The organism is uncultured Campylobacter sp., assembly GCF_938018035.1.
GTDB lineage: Bacteria > Campylobacterota > Campylobacteria > Campylobacterales > Campylobacteraceae > Campylobacter_B.
In genome coordinates this window covers 1-17,476 of record NZ_CALIJF010000332.1, presented here as the reverse complement: position 1 = coordinate 17,476, position 17,476 = coordinate 1, and the positions used below count along the sequence as shown (strand labels likewise).

At 41.7% G+C, this 17,476-nt stretch carries 13 protein-coding genes; all 13 read left to right on the top strand.

Features of this window, described 5'->3' with window-relative positions:
* Positions 1 to 342 carry a DUF6394 family protein gene (locus tag Q0257_RS09970; protein ID WP_005872279.1) on the top strand — a complete coding sequence of 114 codons (342 nt, stop codon included), beginning with the start codon at positions 1 to 3 and terminating at the stop codon, positions 340 to 342.
* Between the two features lie 9 nt (positions 343 to 351).
* Complete coding sequence (gene leuS / locus Q0257_RS09965; RefSeq protein WP_298024526.1) at positions 352 to 2,799, top strand: leucine--tRNA ligase; 2,448 nt, start codon at positions 352 to 354, stop codon at positions 2,797 to 2,799.
* A 6-nt stretch (positions 2,800 to 2,805) separates the two neighbouring features.
* Positions 2,806 to 3,345, top strand: coding sequence for an LPS assembly lipoprotein LptE (lptE, locus tag Q0257_RS09960; protein WP_177389347.1), 540 nt, complete (start codon positions 2,806 to 2,808; stop codon positions 3,343 to 3,345).
* Entirely contained in the window at positions 3,326 to 4,951 is a 1,626-nt protein-coding gene (locus tag Q0257_RS09955; RefSeq protein WP_298024524.1) for a bifunctional folylpolyglutamate synthase/dihydrofolate synthase, read from the top strand. The genes lptE and Q0257_RS09955 overlap by 20 nt, the downstream gene beginning before the upstream one ends.
* Positions 4,944 to 5,837 carry a M23 family metallopeptidase gene (locus Q0257_RS09950; protein ID WP_297901870.1) on the top strand — a complete coding sequence of 298 codons (894 nt, stop codon included), beginning with the start codon at positions 4,944 to 4,946 and terminating at the stop codon, positions 5,835 to 5,837. Before Q0257_RS09955 ends, Q0257_RS09950 begins: the two co-directional genes overlap by 8 nt.
* Positions 5,837 to 8,797: a DEAD/DEAH box helicase gene (locus Q0257_RS09945; protein ID WP_298024523.1), complete on the top strand. Its 2,961-nt coding sequence runs from the start codon at positions 5,837 to 5,839 to the stop codon at positions 8,795 to 8,797. Before Q0257_RS09950 ends, Q0257_RS09945 begins: the two co-directional genes overlap by 1 nt.
* Complete coding sequence (locus Q0257_RS09940; protein WP_298024521.1) at positions 8,781 to 9,764, top strand: ATP-binding protein; 984 nt, start codon at positions 8,781 to 8,783, stop codon at positions 9,762 to 9,764. Before Q0257_RS09945 ends, Q0257_RS09940 begins: the two co-directional genes overlap by 17 nt.
* Entirely contained in the window at positions 9,761 to 10,129 is a 369-nt protein-coding gene (locus tag Q0257_RS09935; protein ID WP_298024520.1) for a hypothetical protein, read from the top strand. Before Q0257_RS09940 ends, Q0257_RS09935 begins: the two co-directional genes overlap by 4 nt.
* On the top strand, positions 10,126 to 10,824 hold the full coding sequence (locus tag Q0257_RS09930; protein WP_298024518.1) for a 3-methyladenine DNA glycosylase: 699 nt from the start codon (positions 10,126 to 10,128) through the stop codon (positions 10,822 to 10,824). Before Q0257_RS09935 ends, Q0257_RS09930 begins: the two co-directional genes overlap by 4 nt.
* Before the next feature lie 2 nt (positions 10,825 to 10,826).
* Positions 10,827 to 12,884, top strand: coding sequence for a glycosyltransferase family 39 protein (locus Q0257_RS09925; RefSeq protein WP_298024517.1), 2,058 nt, complete (start codon positions 10,827 to 10,829; stop codon positions 12,882 to 12,884).
* 2 nt (positions 12,885 to 12,886) lie between these two features.
* Complete coding sequence (locus tag Q0257_RS09920) at positions 12,887 to 14,920, top strand: glycosyltransferase family 39 protein (RefSeq protein ID WP_298024515.1); 2,034 nt, start codon at positions 12,887 to 12,889, stop codon at positions 14,918 to 14,920.
* A 240-nt stretch (positions 14,921 to 15,160) separates the two neighbouring features.
* Entirely contained in the window at positions 15,161 to 17,203 is a 2,043-nt protein-coding gene (locus tag Q0257_RS09915) for a hypothetical protein (protein ID WP_298024514.1), read from the top strand.
* 53 nt (positions 17,204 to 17,256) lie between these two features.
* Positions 17,257 to 17,476 (top strand): UDP-N-acetylglucosamine 2-epimerase (locus tag Q0257_RS09910; protein WP_298024512.1); only part of this gene is annotated, 220 nt, incomplete at its 3' end.

Below are 17,476 nucleotides of genomic sequence, written 5' to 3'. Positions count from 1 at the left end.
ATGAACTGGGGAAGGGTAATTTACATATTTTTTGCGCTGATGAGTATGACTACGATAGGTGGGTTTTTGTATGAGAAGAATGAAATTTTACTTTTCATAGCAACCAGCGTGAATGCAGTCTCGACGCTTTTGAAGGTAGGCGTGCGAAATATGCTAGCAGCCGAGCTTTTTGCAAGCTCGCTCGTAGCGGATCTGCATCTCATACCGGCGTTCGTTTTGATTGTAGTAGCGCCGGGAGATCTATCGATCGTGACCTCGCTTGCGATCGGCGCGCTACTTGCAAACTTTTTCTCGCTAATTTTAATAGCGATTGAGTCGGCAAAAACTAAAGACGAATTCTAGGAGCGCAAAATGCCTTACGATAGTAAAAGTATTGAGCTTAAATGGCAGAAAATTTGGGATGAAGAGGGAGTTTTCGAGCCTAAGGACGATTATAGCCTGCCTAAAAAATATATCCTTTCGATGTTTCCCTACCCAAGCGGTCGCATTCACATGGGGCACGTGCGAAACTACAGCATCGGCGACGCTTTGAGTCGCTATTATAGGCTGCGCGGATACAACGTGCTTCAGCCGATCGGCTTTGACAGCTTCGGTATGCCTGCGGAAAATGCGGCGATCAAACACGGCATTCACCCTAAAACTTGGACTTACGAAAATATTGATTATATGAAAAATGAGCTGCACCGTCTTGGCTTTAGCTTTTCGGCTCGTCGCATGCTCGCTACCTCCGATCCGCTTTATACGCGCTGGGAGCAGGAATTTTTCATCAAACTTTTTGAAAAAGGGCTTATCTATAGAAAAAGCGCCGTGGTAAATTGGTGCGAGCACGATCAGACGGTGCTTGCCAACGAGCAGGTCGAAGAGGGCAGGTGTTGGCGCTGCGGCAACGAGGTCGTGCAAAAGCAGATGCCGGGATATTATCTAAAAATCACCGCCTACGCGCAGGAGCTCTTGGATTGCTTAAAGCAGCTTGAGGGCAAGTGGCCCGCTCAGGTGCTTACGATGCAGGAAAACTGGATCGGACGCAGCGAGGGTTTAGAATTTGGCTTTAAATTTGATGAGCAAAGCAGAGCCAAACTCGGCGGAATCGAGGGCTTTAAAGTTTTTACGACGCGCCCCGATACGATTTACGGTATGAGCTACGCGGCGCTTGCGCCGGAACACGAGGTCGTAAAGAGACTTTTGGATAATAATTTACTTGACGCCAAAGCTGCGGCGAAGGTGAGAGAAATTTTAAATCAAAGCCCGCGTGAGCGCCAAGCAAGCGATAAAGACGGCGTGAGCCTCGGAATCAGCGTGCTTCATCCGCTAAGCGGCAGAAAAATCCCCGTTTGGACTGCAAATTTCGTCCTGGCAGAATACGGCGGCGGCGCGGTTATGGCTGTGCCTGCGCACGATGAGAGAGACTTTGAGTTCGCGAAGAAATTTAACCTACCGATCATTCAAAGCATCGCTTCTAAAAGCGGCGATTACGACGCTAGCAAGGCTTACGTCGAGCCTGGAATTTTAATAAATTCCGCGGAATTTAGCGGCATGGATAGCGAAAAAGCAAAAAGCGCCGTTATCTCAAAATTTGAGGAGCTAGGGCTCGGACGCCGCGTGGTAAATTTTAAACTGCGCGATTGGGGAGTGAGCCGCCAACGCTACTGGGGCGCGCCGATTCCGATGATCCACTGCCCAAAATGCGGGCTGGTAAGCGAGGAAATTTCAAATCTGCCCGTAGAGCTTCCGCAGGATATTAAGATTACCGGAAATGGCAATCCGCTGGATACGCATCCTAGCTGGAAGTTTTGCAAATGCCCTAAATGCGGTGGCGACGCGATGCGCGAGACCGACACGCTCGATACATTTTTTGAAAGCTCGTGGTATTTCGCGCGCTACGCAAGCGACGAACGGACATGGCAGCAGCGGGCGTTTGACGAGCAAAGCGTGAACTACTGGATGAACGTTGATCAATATATCGGCGGCATCGAGCACGCGATTTTGCACCTACTTTACGCGAGATTTTTCCAAAAGGCTCTTCGCGACATAGGCTATCTGCGCGATAGTGAGCCGTTTGAGCGGCTGCTAACTCAGGGCATGGTGCTAAAAGATGGCGCAAAGATGAGTAAAAGCAAGGGCAATACCGTCGATCCCGATGACATTATTGAGACCTACGGTGCCGATACGGCGAGACTTTTTATACTTTTTGCCGCGCCTCCTCAAAAAGAGCTTGAGTGGAACGACAGCGCGGTAGAGGGCGCGTATAAATTTCTTAGTCGCCTATACGATCGCGCCGAAAATGCTTATGCTACGGATAAAATTCCGCAGATCGACCACGCCGCTTTAAATAAAGAGGAAAAATATGCCCGCCTTAAAGTTTATGAGGCGCTTAAGAAATCGCAACAGGTTTATGAGAGCAGCTTTGCTTTCAATACCCTAATCGCCGCGTGTATGGAGGCGCTAAATGCGCTAAATGCGCAGAGCAACAAAGACGTATTTACCGAGGGCTATTTCGTGATCTTAAACCTGCTCGAGCCTATCGTGCCGCACATCTGCGCCGAGCTTAGCGAGAAGCTGTTTAAGAGGCGGAATTTCGGCGAGCTGCGAGTTTGCGAAGAGGTCTTTGAGAGCGATACGATCAAGCTTGCCGTCACGATTAACGGCAAAAAGCGTGCCGAGTTTGAAGCGGGTGCGAACCTAAGCGAGGGCGAAATTTTAAGCCTTGCAAAGCAGAATTGCGCCAAATGGTTAGAGGGCAAGAGCATCGTAAAAGAAATTTACGTCAAAAACAAGCTTGTAAATTTGGTGATAAAGTAGGCGAAGATGAGAAGAGTTTTAACCGTTTTTTGTTTGATTTTTTTAATCGGCTGCGGCTACAAGCCCGTTTCGAGGATCGCGAAAGAGACGATGAGTGGAAGCGTATTTGTAGACGTGATGATGAGCAAAACTGATCCGCAAAACACCGTCGCTATCAAAGATGCGATCAGACAGGGTATAGTCCAGCGCCTAGGGATGAGCCTTTCGGATAAAAACTCGGCGCAGACGATTGTAGTAGCGAGCATAAAAAGCCTAAGCTTTAGCGAGCTTTCATACGATCAGTTCGGCTACGTCACTAGCTACCGCGCAAATCTCATCGTAAATTTTAGCACCAAGCTTAAAAACGGAGAGGTTTTCAGCAAGGATTGCGTGGGCGATTACGATTTTAAAGTTAGCCGCCTAGTCAAAAATAGCTACGATACGAGCTCGATCATTAGCGATAAGGACCGCTACAAGGCGATCGAAAATGCCTCCGCGCAGGCGTTTGACGAGTTTATTTCGGCGCTTGCGATTAGGGGATTCAGACTTGAGCGGGCGCAGCATTAAAGAATTTTTGCAAAATCGCCCGATTTATTACAAAAAAATCGACTATGAGCGCTTCCCGCGGGCGTATGCCGCCATTAAAGATAAAATTCCGCTCAGAAATGTCATTCAGATCATCGGCACCAACGGCAAGGGCAGCACCGGGCGGTTTTTGGCTAACGCGATCGCCGCAGCGGGCTTTAGCGTCGGGCACTACACTAGCCCGCACGTTTTTAAGCTCAACGAGCGCATCTATCTAGGCGGACGGATCGCGCAAGGTCCCGTTTCTGCGTTGAATTCCGACGCTTCAAATTTTAAAAACGAGCAAAATTCCGCTTCGGCGTCAAATTTTACAGAAAAACAAAATTCCGCAAAGATGCAAAATTTTGCGAACATAGAAAATTCCGCCTCTCAAATTTCTATTTCTAATTTGCAAAATTCCGTCACTCAGAATTCACATAGCAAGCAGAATTCCGCCCTGCAGAACTCCGTTTATACCACGCAAAATTTTTGTAGCGAGCAGAATTTTATCGCGCGAAATTCGATCGATACGCAAAATTCTGCTTCTACACAAAATTTATGGAATTCGCAAGATCTTAAATTGCCGTCTGAGCAAAATTTCAATTTCTCGCCGGAGCAAAATTTTAAATCTCCGCTAAGATCAAATTTTAAATCCGCTCAAAGCTCGCCTCCCATTTCGCTAGGGCGCGATGCTACGGATGAGGAGCTTGATTTCGCGCATGAGTTTTTGCAAGAGAGCTTGCCCGCGGAGTTTAAAGATAGCCTGTCGTATTTCGAGTATCTCACTCTTGCGGCGGCAGTGCTTTTTAGGGATTGCGATTACTGCGTGATCGAGGCCGGGATGGGCGGCGAGTTTGACGCTACATCGAGCTTTGGGCGCATGCTGTCGCTTTTTACACCGATCGGCACCGATCATTTGGGCATGCTAGGACAAAATCTAGAGCAGATCGCCCACACCAAGCTCATTACGATGGATAAGGAAGCGATTTTAAGCGATGAGATGAGCGAGGTTCCGCTTCGTATCGCGCAGCAGATCGCAGAGCAAAAGGGCACTCGGCTAGGTTTTGCTAGCGATTTTTTAGACGCGTCGCAGCGAGCGCAGATCGCAGAGTTTTGTGCGTGCAATAATCTGCCTAAATTTCAAATTTCAAATTTAGCTCTAGCGCTTGCCGCGATGAAATTTTTAAATTTGAAATTTGAAATTTCACAGCTGCCGCCTCTAAATTTACGCGGCAGGATGGAAGTTTTGGCGCCAAATTTACGCGTGGACGTCGGGCACAACGAGCTTGCGGCACAGCAAGTAGCCCGCGAAATTACCGAAATCTACGGGGGCAGAAAGATCGTGTTAATTTACAACGCTTTTGCCGATAAGGACGTGGCTGCGGTGCTGCAAGCTTTAGCACCCGTGGTGAAGCGCGTGGAGATCTTTAACTACGAGGTTGCGGATCGCGAAATGGCAGCAGAGGCGATAACCCGTGCGCTTGACGCGCTTAAAATTCCGCATTCGCCGTTTCGCGGCGAGCTTAGAGCGGACGAGGAGTATTTGGTTTTCGGCTCGTTTCATTTGGTAGAAAATTTCATTTTATGGCTTGAGGCGCGCCGTGGCTAAAACTAAACTCACTCTAAGCGATCATTTTGGCACCAAGACGCTGTATTTTGGCGAAAATTTTAGATTTCAACTTAAAATTTTATCCGCGTTTTTCGTAATTTTTCTGCTCGTTTTGTTTTTTGCGATCTTTAAACTCGCGAGCGACCGCTCAAATTTAAAGGAGCTAAACAAAACCCTATACGCCGAAAATCTCGCGCTAAAAGAGCAAAATATCGCGCTTGAGGGCAAAAACGAGGAGGTGCTTGCCAAGCTGGACGGACGCGAGGACGACGGAGGCGGGCTGGATAGTGATATCCAGGTAATGCTTGCGATGAATGAGATGAAAAAGGAGCGTAAAAAGGGCTCCGGCACGCACATCGCAGCTAGCGAAAAAACGGCGAGCGCGATTCTTAGCGCTGTGCCTAATGGACTTCCGATGCAGTATCGCGGCGTAACTAGCCCTTTTGGGATGCGCACTCATCCGATCAGTGGCGTTATGAGGATGCACCACGGCATCGACTTGCGAGCAAGCGAGGGCACTCCGGTGTTTGCGACGGCAGAGGGCTTCGTGCAGTTTGCAGGCGGCAGCGGTAGCGGATATGGAATTTTAGTGATTTTATCGCACAATTATGGCTTTGAAACCCGCTACGGCCACCTTAGCTCCGCAGTCGTAACGCCTGGCTCTTGGGTTAAAAAAGGCGATCTCATCGGCTATAGCGGCAACACCGGCTACAGCACCGGTCCGCACTTGCATTACGAAGTTAGGTTTTTGGCTCAAAGCGTCGATCCTGCAAATTTTATGAGCTGGAACGCGCAGAATTTTAAAAATATCTCAACCTTGGAGCCTAACGTATCGTGGCAGGAGATCGCAAACGTCGTGCAGCACCAGATCGAAAGGTTTAAATAATGCAAGCCGAGGTTTACGAATACTTTTTGCAAAACCAAAAAGAGATTTTGATCTGCGAGGATGAAAAGGAAGCCGCGGCGTGCGAGCAGGTGCTTAAATTTATGGGCTACGCGGCCTTTTGCCTGCCCGATTTTAGAGCTAGCTTCGGCGAGGATCTGCGCAGCTATATGGGCGAGCTAGCGGGCATCAGCACCGCTCTTAGCGCGTTTTACAAAGTAAGCGGCAAAAAAATTTTAATCTCGCCCGTCCGCACGATCCTAAACAAACTCCCCGCAGCAAGCCATCTGCGCCCGCTAAATATAAAATTGGGGGGTGAGTTAAACTTAAGCGAGTTGAAAGAGGAAATTTTACGCCTGGGATACGACGTGCGCGACATCGTTGAAAGCATGGGCGAGGTGAGCTTCCGTGGCGAAATCATCGATATTTTTTCGGTAGGGAGCGAAAGCGCGGTTAGAATTCTGCTCGACGGCGAGACGGTCGAGAGCATCAGGCGCTTTGACGTCGCTACGCAAAAAAGCGAAAAAGATGAGCTTTCTCAAGCAGAGATAGCGCCGTTTTTGGCAAATTTAAGCGAGGACGAGTTTGAGAGCGTGAGCGAAAAGATATCGCGCGCGGACAGCGACGCGTTAGCGCGCGATCTGGGCTCGCTCGGGTTTTGGTTTATCGAGGGTTTCGTCGATTACACGGAGGCGTTTGATTGCATCTTGTTGCGCGAGATCAAAAAGGATGAAATTTTTTCCGAGCGCAATTTGGATTTTTTAGACGCGATCGAGGTGCTGCCCGCGGCGCGTAAATTTAAAGACCTCACCGTGACGCCGTCGCAGGAATTTTTTGAATTTCACCGCAGCGATGCTATCACGCTGATCGCGCGAAACGACGCGCTGCTCGCGCCGTTTGATCTTGGCGGATTTAGCAATATCGAAATTTTACGCGAGGATTTCGTCGTAAATTTAATAAGCGCCGAGCGTATCATCCTTTCGTTAAATAAAGCGGCGCCTAAAAAGCGCGTAAGAAGATCAAGCCTGGCTCTGGATGAGCTGAACGTGGGTGATTTTGTCGTGCACGAAGATCACGGTATCGCTAAATTTAACGGGCTTGAGCTCATCGAGGTGATGGGGCGCAGCAAGGAGTTCGTATCCCTGCTCTACGAGGGCGGCGACAAGCTGCTGCTGCCGGTAGAGTATCTAAATAAGATCGATCGCTACGTCGCAAGCGGCGGCGCGGTGAGCTTGGATCATCTGGGCAGGGCGAGCTTTTCAAAAATTAAGGAGCGAGTGCGCGAAAAGCTCTTCGCGATCGCTTCAAAGATCATCGCGCTGGCGGCAAAGCGCGAGCTGGTGCGAGGGCTCGTCATTAAAAACGAAAGCGCGGATTATGCGAAATTTTTAAGCGCAAGCGGCTTTAGCTACACGAGCGATCAGCAAAAGGCGGTGGGCGCGATTTTAGAGGATCTGCAAAGCGGCAAGGTGATGGATCGTCTGCTTAGCGGAGACGTGGGCTTTGGAAAGACCGAGGTTGCGATGAATGCGATCTTTGCCTGCATCCGCAGCGGCCATTCGGTGCTGTTCTTCGTGCCTACGACGCTACTTAGCTCGCAGCATTACGCCACGCTTAGCGAGCGCTTTAGGGAGTTTGAAATTCCTGTTTTCAAGCTTGATCGCTTCAGCAGCGCGAGGCAAAAGAGTGAAATTTTAAAGCGCCTGCAAAGCGGCGAGGCGATCGTCGTGGTCGGCACGCACTCGCTTTTAAATTTAAACCCCGCAAATTTAGGGCTCATAATCATCGATGAGGAGCATAAATTCGGCGTTAAGCAAAAGGAGCGGCTCAAAGAGAAAAGTGCCGCTTCGCACCTGCTTAGTATGTCCGCCACACCGATACCGCGCAGCCTAAATATGGCGCTAAGCTCTATTAAAAGCTACTCCACGCTGCTTAGTCCGCCGCAGGACCGCCTGGACGTGCGCACCTTCGTCAAGCAGTGGGACGAAAAGATCATAAAAGAGGCGATCTCGCGCGAGCTGCGACGCGGCGGGCAGATCTTTTACGTCCACAACCACATCGCGACGATGCAAAGCGCCAAAAAGAAGCTGCTTGAAATTTTGCCGAACCTTAAAATTCTAATTTTGCACTCCAAGATCGACGCCAAGACGACGGAGGATGAAATTTTAAAATTTGTAGCGGGCGGATACGATCTGCTACTTTGCACTAGCATCGTAGAAAGCGGCATCCACATGCCGCGCGTGAATACGATCATCGTCGAAAACGCGGGTAAATTCGGTATCGCCGATCTGCACCAGCTGCGCGGTCGCGTCGGGCGTAGCAACAAACAGGGCTTTTGCTACTTTTTGATCGAGGATAAAACTGCCCTTGCGCAGGACGCGCTAAAACGGCTCGTAGCGCTTGAGAGCAACTCATTTTTGGGCAGCGGCTCGGTGCTGGCGTATCACGATCTGGAGATTCGCGGCGGCGGAAACCTGCTCGGAGAGGCGCAGAGCGGGCATATCGAAGCGATCGGCTACTCGCTTTATCTAAAGATGCTCGAAGAGGAGATCGGCAAGCTGCTAAGCAGAAAGAGCGCCGCTGCGAGCGTAGAGCTTAAAATTTCGGTAAACGCCTTTTTGAACTCGGAATTTATCAGAGAGGATCGCCTGCGCCTGGATCTTTACAGGCGGCTTAGCAAGTGCGCAGAGGCGAGCGAAGTGCTTGAAATTTTTGGCGAGATCGAGGATCGCTTCGGGCGCGCGGACATTTACACTAAGCAATTCATCGACGTGATGATGATTAAGGTTTTGGCTACGAAGCTTGGCTTGCGCGTGATTTCGAGCATGGACGAAAATATCTTGATCACCCTTGCAAACGGCGATAAGGTGCGATTAAAGGCACAGACGCGTGACGATGACGACGTGATAAACGAAATTTTAATCTATCTGCGAAGGGAGCTAAAAAATGCGAACTTGCGATGAAAATATCAAAAAAAGCGCGAGCAAAAGTAGAAGCGGAGAGTTAAATTTAAACGCGGCGAGCGGTTTAAATTTAGCGCCGCAAGCCGTCCTAAGAAGCGTGCAGAGCGGCGCCGGCGAGCAAATTTATTTCAGCGATTTTAACGCGATTGATTGGCGCACGGTACAGGTCGCCGTCTTTCGCGCGAATAAAAAGGCGCTAAAGATCGTCCGTGACATCGATTTTACCGATCTTGACGCGCTCGTGGGGCTAGAGAGCCAAAAATCGGCTCTTATAAAAAACACTGACGCCTTCCTGCGCGGCTGCAGCGCTAACCACGCGCTTTTGTGGGGCGAGAGTGGCTGCGGCAAATCAAGCCTTGCAAAGGCGGTTTTTTCTAAATTTATCTCGCAAGGCCTTAAGATCATCGAGATCGGCAGGGACGATCTGGGCTATCTCGTGGATATAATCGACGCGATCCGCGAAGCGAGCTTTAAATTTATCATCTTTTGCGATGATTTGAGCTTTGATCTCGGCGAGAGCGGCTACAAGCACCTTAAGCCGCTACTAGAAGGATCCTTAGAGTGCGCGCCGCGCAATGTGCTGATGTATGCGACGTCCAACCGCCGCCATATCGTAGGCGAATGCACAAGCGATAACGACGCCGCGCAGATAAGCTGCGGCGAGTTGCACCTAAGCGACGCGGCGAACGAGCGTATTAGCCTGAGCGAGCGCTTCGGGCTGCAGCTAAGCTTTTACGGTGGGAGCATGCGGGAGTATTTGGGGATCGTAGATGCCTATTTTGCGGCTGCGCAAGGTATGAGTGCGGCGGAATTTCGCTTGAGCTTTACTGCAAATTTAGAAGCGCTGCACGCAAAGGCGAGAGAGTTTGCGATGCTTCGTGCAAGTCGCAGCGGCCGCGCGGCAAAGCAGTTTTTCTTGAGCTTTGGCGAGGAATTTTTTGCAAATTTAAAAGGCGGCGACAGATGAATACGGCGCGAGGATTTCAAAATGTCGTAAGCGAGCTTAGTTGCGGCGTAAAGCGGCTTCTGGAGCGAGGCAGGGCAGCGGCTGCACTAAAATTTAAAGTTGCCGCTACGTGCGCGACGATCGTTAAATTTAAGCCTAGCGATGCGTCGAGATTCCTTCTCATCGCAGGTGTCTTGCAAGAACAAACCCCATTTGCGTCTGTTTTTGCAACGCATAAATTTCAAATTTTTATGCGTTGTACGGCACTCTTTAAGCGAAATTTAAAAATTATTTCGGCGTATGCATCGCTTGTCGCAAGATGCGGCGAGGTACGGATTATAGAGCCGAAATTTGATGCCCCCAGCGTCCTTGGAGACGGCAGATGAGCGCGACCGAGCTTTTTATCGCGCTTTTTCGCGCCGTGAAAATCAAGGATTTTCGCTGGTGGCCAGGGTTTGGAGGCTTTGAGGTGGTCGTGGGGGCGATTTTGATCCAAAATACGGCGTGGCGCAATGCCGATGCGGCACTACAAAATCTGCGTAGCAAGGGGCTTTTGAGCTTAGAGGGGATTGCCGGGCTAGATGAAGCAGAGCTTGCGGAGATCATTAAAGTGAGCGGATTTTATAATCAAAAAGCGAGACGCTTGAGCTTGCTTTGCAAAGCGATAATCGCGGATTTTGGGGATTTTGAGAGCTTTAAATCGGGCGTTAGCCGCGAGTGGCTGCTAGCGCGCAAAGGGATCGGCGCAGAGAGCTGCGATGCGATCTTGTGCTATGCGTGCGAGCGCGCGGTGATGGTTGCGGACAGCTACTCGGCGCGGCTACTTGGGGCTTTAGGTTATGAGTTTGAAAGCTACGACGAGCTTAGCGCATGGCTCGGCGAGCTGGAATTTGAGCGGATCTATGAGTTTGTAAATTCCGCCAACTCTCCCTGCGATGCGGCGGCAAAAGCAGAGAAGCTGGAGAACGAAAACGGCGTGTATGCGCTATTTCACGGCCTCATCGTGGAATTTTGCAAAGCGCATTTGAGAGGTAAAATTTTCGACGAGAGCGCGAAAATAATTTTAAATGATTTGAGGTAGATATGTTTAACACTAAAATTTTAGAAAATTTAATGGTTGCTTTTTGCTTTTGTATAACGCTTGCATTACATTTACTGATATTTAACCATTACTTCTCACTCCAAGAAGGCTGGTGGGAAACCTATGCTTATTTAGTAAATAGAGGAGAAGTGATCAATAAAGATTTTTATCTAGCATGGACTCCGTTATTTGTATATATAAACGCCTTCTATCAAAAAATATTTGGAATAAATTTCTTTGCTTTTGCCTGCATCGGTGTAGTGGCTGCAATGATACAGGTAATCTTATTATATTTGGTTTTGAGAGAGTTTTTTTCTAAAGTAAGTAGTATTTTGGGAGCTACATTCGCTAGCTTTTTATGGTTTGGTATGGAGACGTATATTGCCAAAGACTATCATACCTACGTTTTCATTATAGAATTTTCTACTTTATTATTTCTAGTAAAATCCATAAAGAATGAGAATTCTAAAAAAGGTACCATATATCAAATACTTGGAATTTTATTTTTAGTCCTGCTTTTTTTCATAAAGCAAAATGTGGGATTAGTTCTTTTCGCTAGTCTTTTTGTATCTTATGCTTTTGTATCCAGTAGCGTAAAAGATTATTTTAAAAGAATAGGATTTTTACTGCTCTTTACTGCTATATTCTTTGCATCCATAAATTTCATAATGCCTTTTGATCCTTCATCAATAACAGATAATGATTCAAAAGGAAGTCTATGGACGATAGCGACGAGGTTTTGGACAAATAATGTAAATTTTGAGACTTTATTAAATGGATTTTATGTCTTTTGTATCATTCTAATCCTTTTTTACCTTAGAGACTATATAAAGGATTTTTATAAAAAATTTTTATTAAAAATTATATCTGTTACTACCAAAGAATTTCGCATATTTATTCTTATTTTAATTTATATATTTCCAATTTATGGCTTTATTTATATTATTAATAACTTCGGAATTTCAATGTATCGTTTTATATCAGCCGCAATAGGTTTAATTCCCTTTCTTATGTATGCTTTTTTTATAAAAAATAATCGATTCTACAATTCACAAAAATACATATTTATAGCTTTATCGATGACGGCTATTTCGTATGCAGGGACCTTTGCAGATTTGTTTACGGCTAATTCAAACATGATTTGCATAGCCTTTTTATGTGCTTTTATAATAAATTATACAAGAATTAAACATATTAAAAATATATTAGTGTGCGCCTTATTAATTTCTATATATTATAACTTTGAATCTACTTTATATACACCATATCAATGGAATTATAACTATCAAACTAATGTATTTAATGCTAGAACTCAAAGTACTTATCCGCAACTTAAAGGCATCTATATGGATGAAAGGACTGCAAATATTTATAATTATTTTATGATTTATGTTAATCAAAAATCAAAATCCAAAGATGATTTCTACTTTTTTAATTTGCCTATAATGTATCTATTAAATGATAAAATTCCACCATATAGGCTAGTAACACATTGGTTTGATGTATCATCATCTAAAGCCATAGAAGAAGAGTATAATGAATTTATAAAGTCACCTACGCGAAACATTGTAATGTATCAATACCAAACTTACTTTTCTTTGGCACATAAACGTTTTCAAGGTAAAAGTTTTTTTAAACAGGCTGATTTTTATGAAATAATGAACAAATGGGTAAAAGAAGGAAAATATAAATTTATAGGATCTATTATAGTGCCGTATGACGACGCCTCTTTGGAAGAAGAGAAAAATCATATACTTAAGAATTTATTAATTATACTTCAGAATGATAATTTTTTTGGTATGAGTCGCGATGAGTTTACGAACTGGCTTAAAGAGAACGGTATAACACTTACATATGTTAAGCATGAAGAAGTGAAAGCTGATGATCAAAATTCTAAACATTTAGATGAGAATAAGCAAGATTTGATGCAAAATGGTGATATATTGCAAATGGACGGAAGCGTAGCTGATTTAAGTAGGATATTTCCGCAATTGGGAGTGGCACCTATTGAATCTACATTTTTTAATACGATAAATATTTATGAAAGACGAGCAAATTAACTATGAATGATATACGTCTAGAAAAATTTATAATAGCTTTATCTTTTATAGCGGTTTTAATCCTACATCTCCTCATCTTTAACCATTACTTCTCACTCCAAGAAGGCTGGTGGGAAACCTATGCTTATTTAGTAAATAGAGGAGAAGTGATCAATAAAGATTTTTATCTAGCATGGACTCCGTTATTTGTATATATAAACGCCTTCTATCAAAAAATATTTGGAATAAATTTCTTTGCTTTTGCCTGCATCGGTGTAGTGGCTGCAATGATACAGGTAATCTTATTATATTTGGTTTTGAGAGAGTTTTTTTCTAAAGTAAGTAGTATTTTGGGAGCTACATTCGCTAGCTTTTTATGGTTTGGTATGGAGACGTATATTGCCAAAGACTATCATACCTACGTTTTCATTATAGAATTTTCTACTTTATTATTTCTAGTAAAATCCATAAAGAATGAGAATTCTAAAAAAGGTACCATATATCAAATACTTGGAATTTTATTTTTAGTCCTGCTTTTTTTCATAAAGCAAAATGTGGGATTAGTTCTTTTCGCTAGTCTTTTTGTATCTTATGCTTTTGTATCCAGTAGCGTAAAAGATTATTTTAAAAGAATAGGATTTTTACTGCTCTTTACTGCTATATTCTTTGCATCCATAAATTTCATAATGCCTTTTGATCCTTCATCAATAACAGATAATGATTCAAAAGGAAGTCTATGGACGATAGCGACGAGGTTTATTTTTGAGCTATTATTATTTAAGAATTTAATTGTGGCATTTACTATATTTATTTTTATACTAGTATTAAAAAGATACTTTGATTGTATTTGTTGTATATATGATAAAATTATGATGAAAATAATGCATGATGTTGCTAGTCCTATAAGATTCGCAATGGTGGGTGCAATTTTTATAGTGCTTGGATATTTTATAATTCATTTTACTAGCAAGCATATCTATATCGGCTTTTCTATATCTATAATACTGTTTATAATTACCATGGTATTTATTATTAAAAATGCTAAAATTTATAAATCTAAAGAATATAAATTTATGACGCTAGCCATTACGGCCATAGTATATAGTGGTACCTTAACTTCGTATGCGCTAGACATGAATACTATATTGCTTTGCCTGAGCTTTGCCTTTGCATATATATTAAATCAAAATTTAAGAAATTTTGTAAGGGCGATATTTTTATTCTGGATGCTTTTTATAATGACTTTAATATTTTATAGTAAGCTATTAAATCCATATAATTGGTTAGAGAATTATCAACCAAGTATATTTCGGGCAGATAGTGAGGCTTCTTATCCACAATTAAAGGGTATAAAAATGGATAAGAAAATTTCTGAAATTTTAGATTTTTTTCATGAATATGTCGGTAAAAAATCCAAGTCTGATAAAGATTTTTACTTTTTTAACTTTCCTATAATGTATCTATTAAACAATAAAATTCCACCATATAAATTGATGACGCAGTGGTTTGATGTAGTGCCTACAAAGCTGGCAAATAAAGAATACAAAGATTTTATAAATAATCCGAGCGATAACGTGGTATTGTATCAATATTCTGCTTTAGCATTTGAGGTTCACAAGAGATTTTTACAAAAAGATCATTTTATGCAAGAAGAATTTCATAAAACTATGAATGAGTGGGTTAAAGAAGGCAAATATAAATTTATTAGATCTTTTGTAGTGCCTAGTTATTTAGAATACGCTCCAAAGTATCAAAATGGAGCTATCAAAATGGAAGTAATAATACAAAATAGTGCTTTGATCGGTGAAAATTATAAAAAATTAAAAACTTGGCTTGATGCGAATGGAATAATTTTAGAGAATGTAAAACGAGATGGTGCAAATATATATAGCAGCGATGATTTGGATGATGTATCGCAAAGTATAAGTATTGGCGATGTTATTGTTATTGAGGGGCCGATAAAGTATGTTTTTGCCATCTTTCCTCAAATAGGAGTTATGCCGATCGATAGATCAGGGAGACTAAATTCGATAAATATATATGAAAGGGTCAAATAGTGAAGAGAATTACTTTAATAAAGATATTCGTCTATTATATTTTAATAAATGCTCTAATTTATTTATTTCTCTTTCCGGCAGAGAAATTTAGTAGCCATAAGTATGCTTATAACGACTATGGTTTATCGTTTTTAGCAAAAAGCAATAATGTTTTATTTTTTTATTTATTTTATATATTTATTACATCGACAGTATTTACTATTCTGCTTTGGTTCATAAGATATAAATCTGGAGGAAGTGATGAATAATGTTATAAAATATTTAATCAATTCATTTGTTGTATTATTAGTTGTAGCACAAGCTATATTTTTTGCATATGGAATTTTTACAGATTTTAAATTAATTAATGAATTTAAAAATATAGACGAAGAGACACTAGTGTGTGACAAATTTGTTAAAAATAGTGAATATATAAAACAGAATTTAATTTTTGAACCTCTAAAATCATCTATGTATCAGTATAATTCTTATAACGATATAGTTTCAAAATGTAAATCTATATCTAGCGGTTGTAAATATAGTGTAATTCATGGCGATGCTCATAATTCGCAATTTGCTACTCTATATAATAGAGACTATAATATAACTATGTTTGACGCCTTAATAAATCCTAGCAGTAATAGTTCCGCCAATGCTATAGTTAATACTTTGATGAATTATAACGATAGAGTAAAAGACCAAGATACTGGTGCTTGGGATGCGTATCCTTTATTTTGGGCAGACTCTCTGGACAAACTGCAGGAAAAAGTTAATTTTATCGCAGATAATCTTTATGAACAGCAGACACAACTTATAAATCGTTATTTTTGGCATGAAGCCCCCTTTATGTTGAATGCCGTAAATGAGCTGGACCTAGGCCGAAATAAATCTGAGATTTTTTCTCAGTATGGATTTTTGAGTGCCTACACGGTAAAATTTATTATGCAGAGCTTGGGAGGTATAAACGTAGAGAATTTTGACAAGGCAAAGAATATAATTAATTTAACATATTATATTATTTCTATAGCATTTATAATTTTATTTACTAAAAATTATTTTATTAGATTTATTTTTATAATTCTCTTTAGCATATATTTTTTTAGCATAGGGTTTCATTCTTATCATTTTGCTCCAACACATGTCTATATTAGGCATTTCTTTGATCTTTTAATAGCATTAATGCTTTTTTGGTCTATGAAATTTAAAGAATCAAGAACGTGTTACATAGCTATAGTTTTTACATCGGGGATTTTATCTATACTTTTAGTAAAGGATTTTGGACTATTCCTATTTTTATCTATAGTTGGTACTTTTATAATAAAATATGTATTAGAATTTATCGAGCGCAGAAGGGTTAATCTAAAAGAACTTTGGATCTTTATAATTTTTATATTATTTAGTATAATTGCTTGTATAAAATATCCACTCATGGATAATCCATCTACGAAATACTTTTTAGATGGCTTTTATTCTCTCCCTATCAGTATGTCAATTTACATGCTATTATTATTTGCTATATCTCTGCTTTGGCTCGGGCTTATATGGTTTTATGTGGAGCTAAAAAGATCGAATTATCTTTTAAGTTATATATTTTTACTTTTATATACTGAATTTTTATGTGTTTTTTTTGTATGGAAAGGAAATTTTGATAATATAAATTTTGCTATTATTGCACTACCCATGCTGATATTGTTTCATTTCATAGTTAAAAGAATTAGAAATATTTTATATATCATAATAGCGCCTATACTCATATTTGCTTATGCCAAATACTGCTATGAATATATATCCCAAATGACACTATATGAAAATATTTTTGCCACACATAGAAATTATAAATGGAATCATGAAAGAGCAGGTGGTATTATTACTACCTATTCATTTGAGCGCTTTGATGATGCTTTAAGACTTATAAACAAGTACTCTAAAAATTCAAATGAGTTATATATGATATCCAAATATGACAATATGTTACAATTCTTTAGTAAAAAATATAGTGGGTTAAAGTATTTTGAATTAAAATCCTTTATAGTCACAGATGATGAATACAATGAAGTTTTAGATCTCATAAATTCCAAAGCCGATATCTTATATGTTGATACTGACATTTTTAATGTATATTATAAAGAGCTAAAAGAGAGACGTTTTTTCGATGTTTATAATAATCAATGGCTACCAAACGATGTTATGCGACGGATTATACAATTAAAAATATTACTAAATCTTTTTGATGATGTTCGCGATAAATATGAGCTGGTAGAGCGCGGTAAACTAATAGACGTGTATAAAAGGAAAAAAGAATAATTTTAATATGTACTATATAGACTTTGGGCAAAAACTAATATTTAGGGGAGTTTATGACGAAAATAAAAATTTTGATAGTATTTGGGACGCGCCCGGAGGCCATTAAGATAGCTCTGTTGATAAAGGAATTTCAAAAGCACTCGGAATTTGAGGTAAAGGTTTGCGTCACGGCGCAGCACAGGCAGATGCTCGATCAGGTACTTGAATTTTTTGATATCAAGCCTGATTTTGATCTAAATTTAATGAAGCAAGGGCAGGATCTGTACGATATTA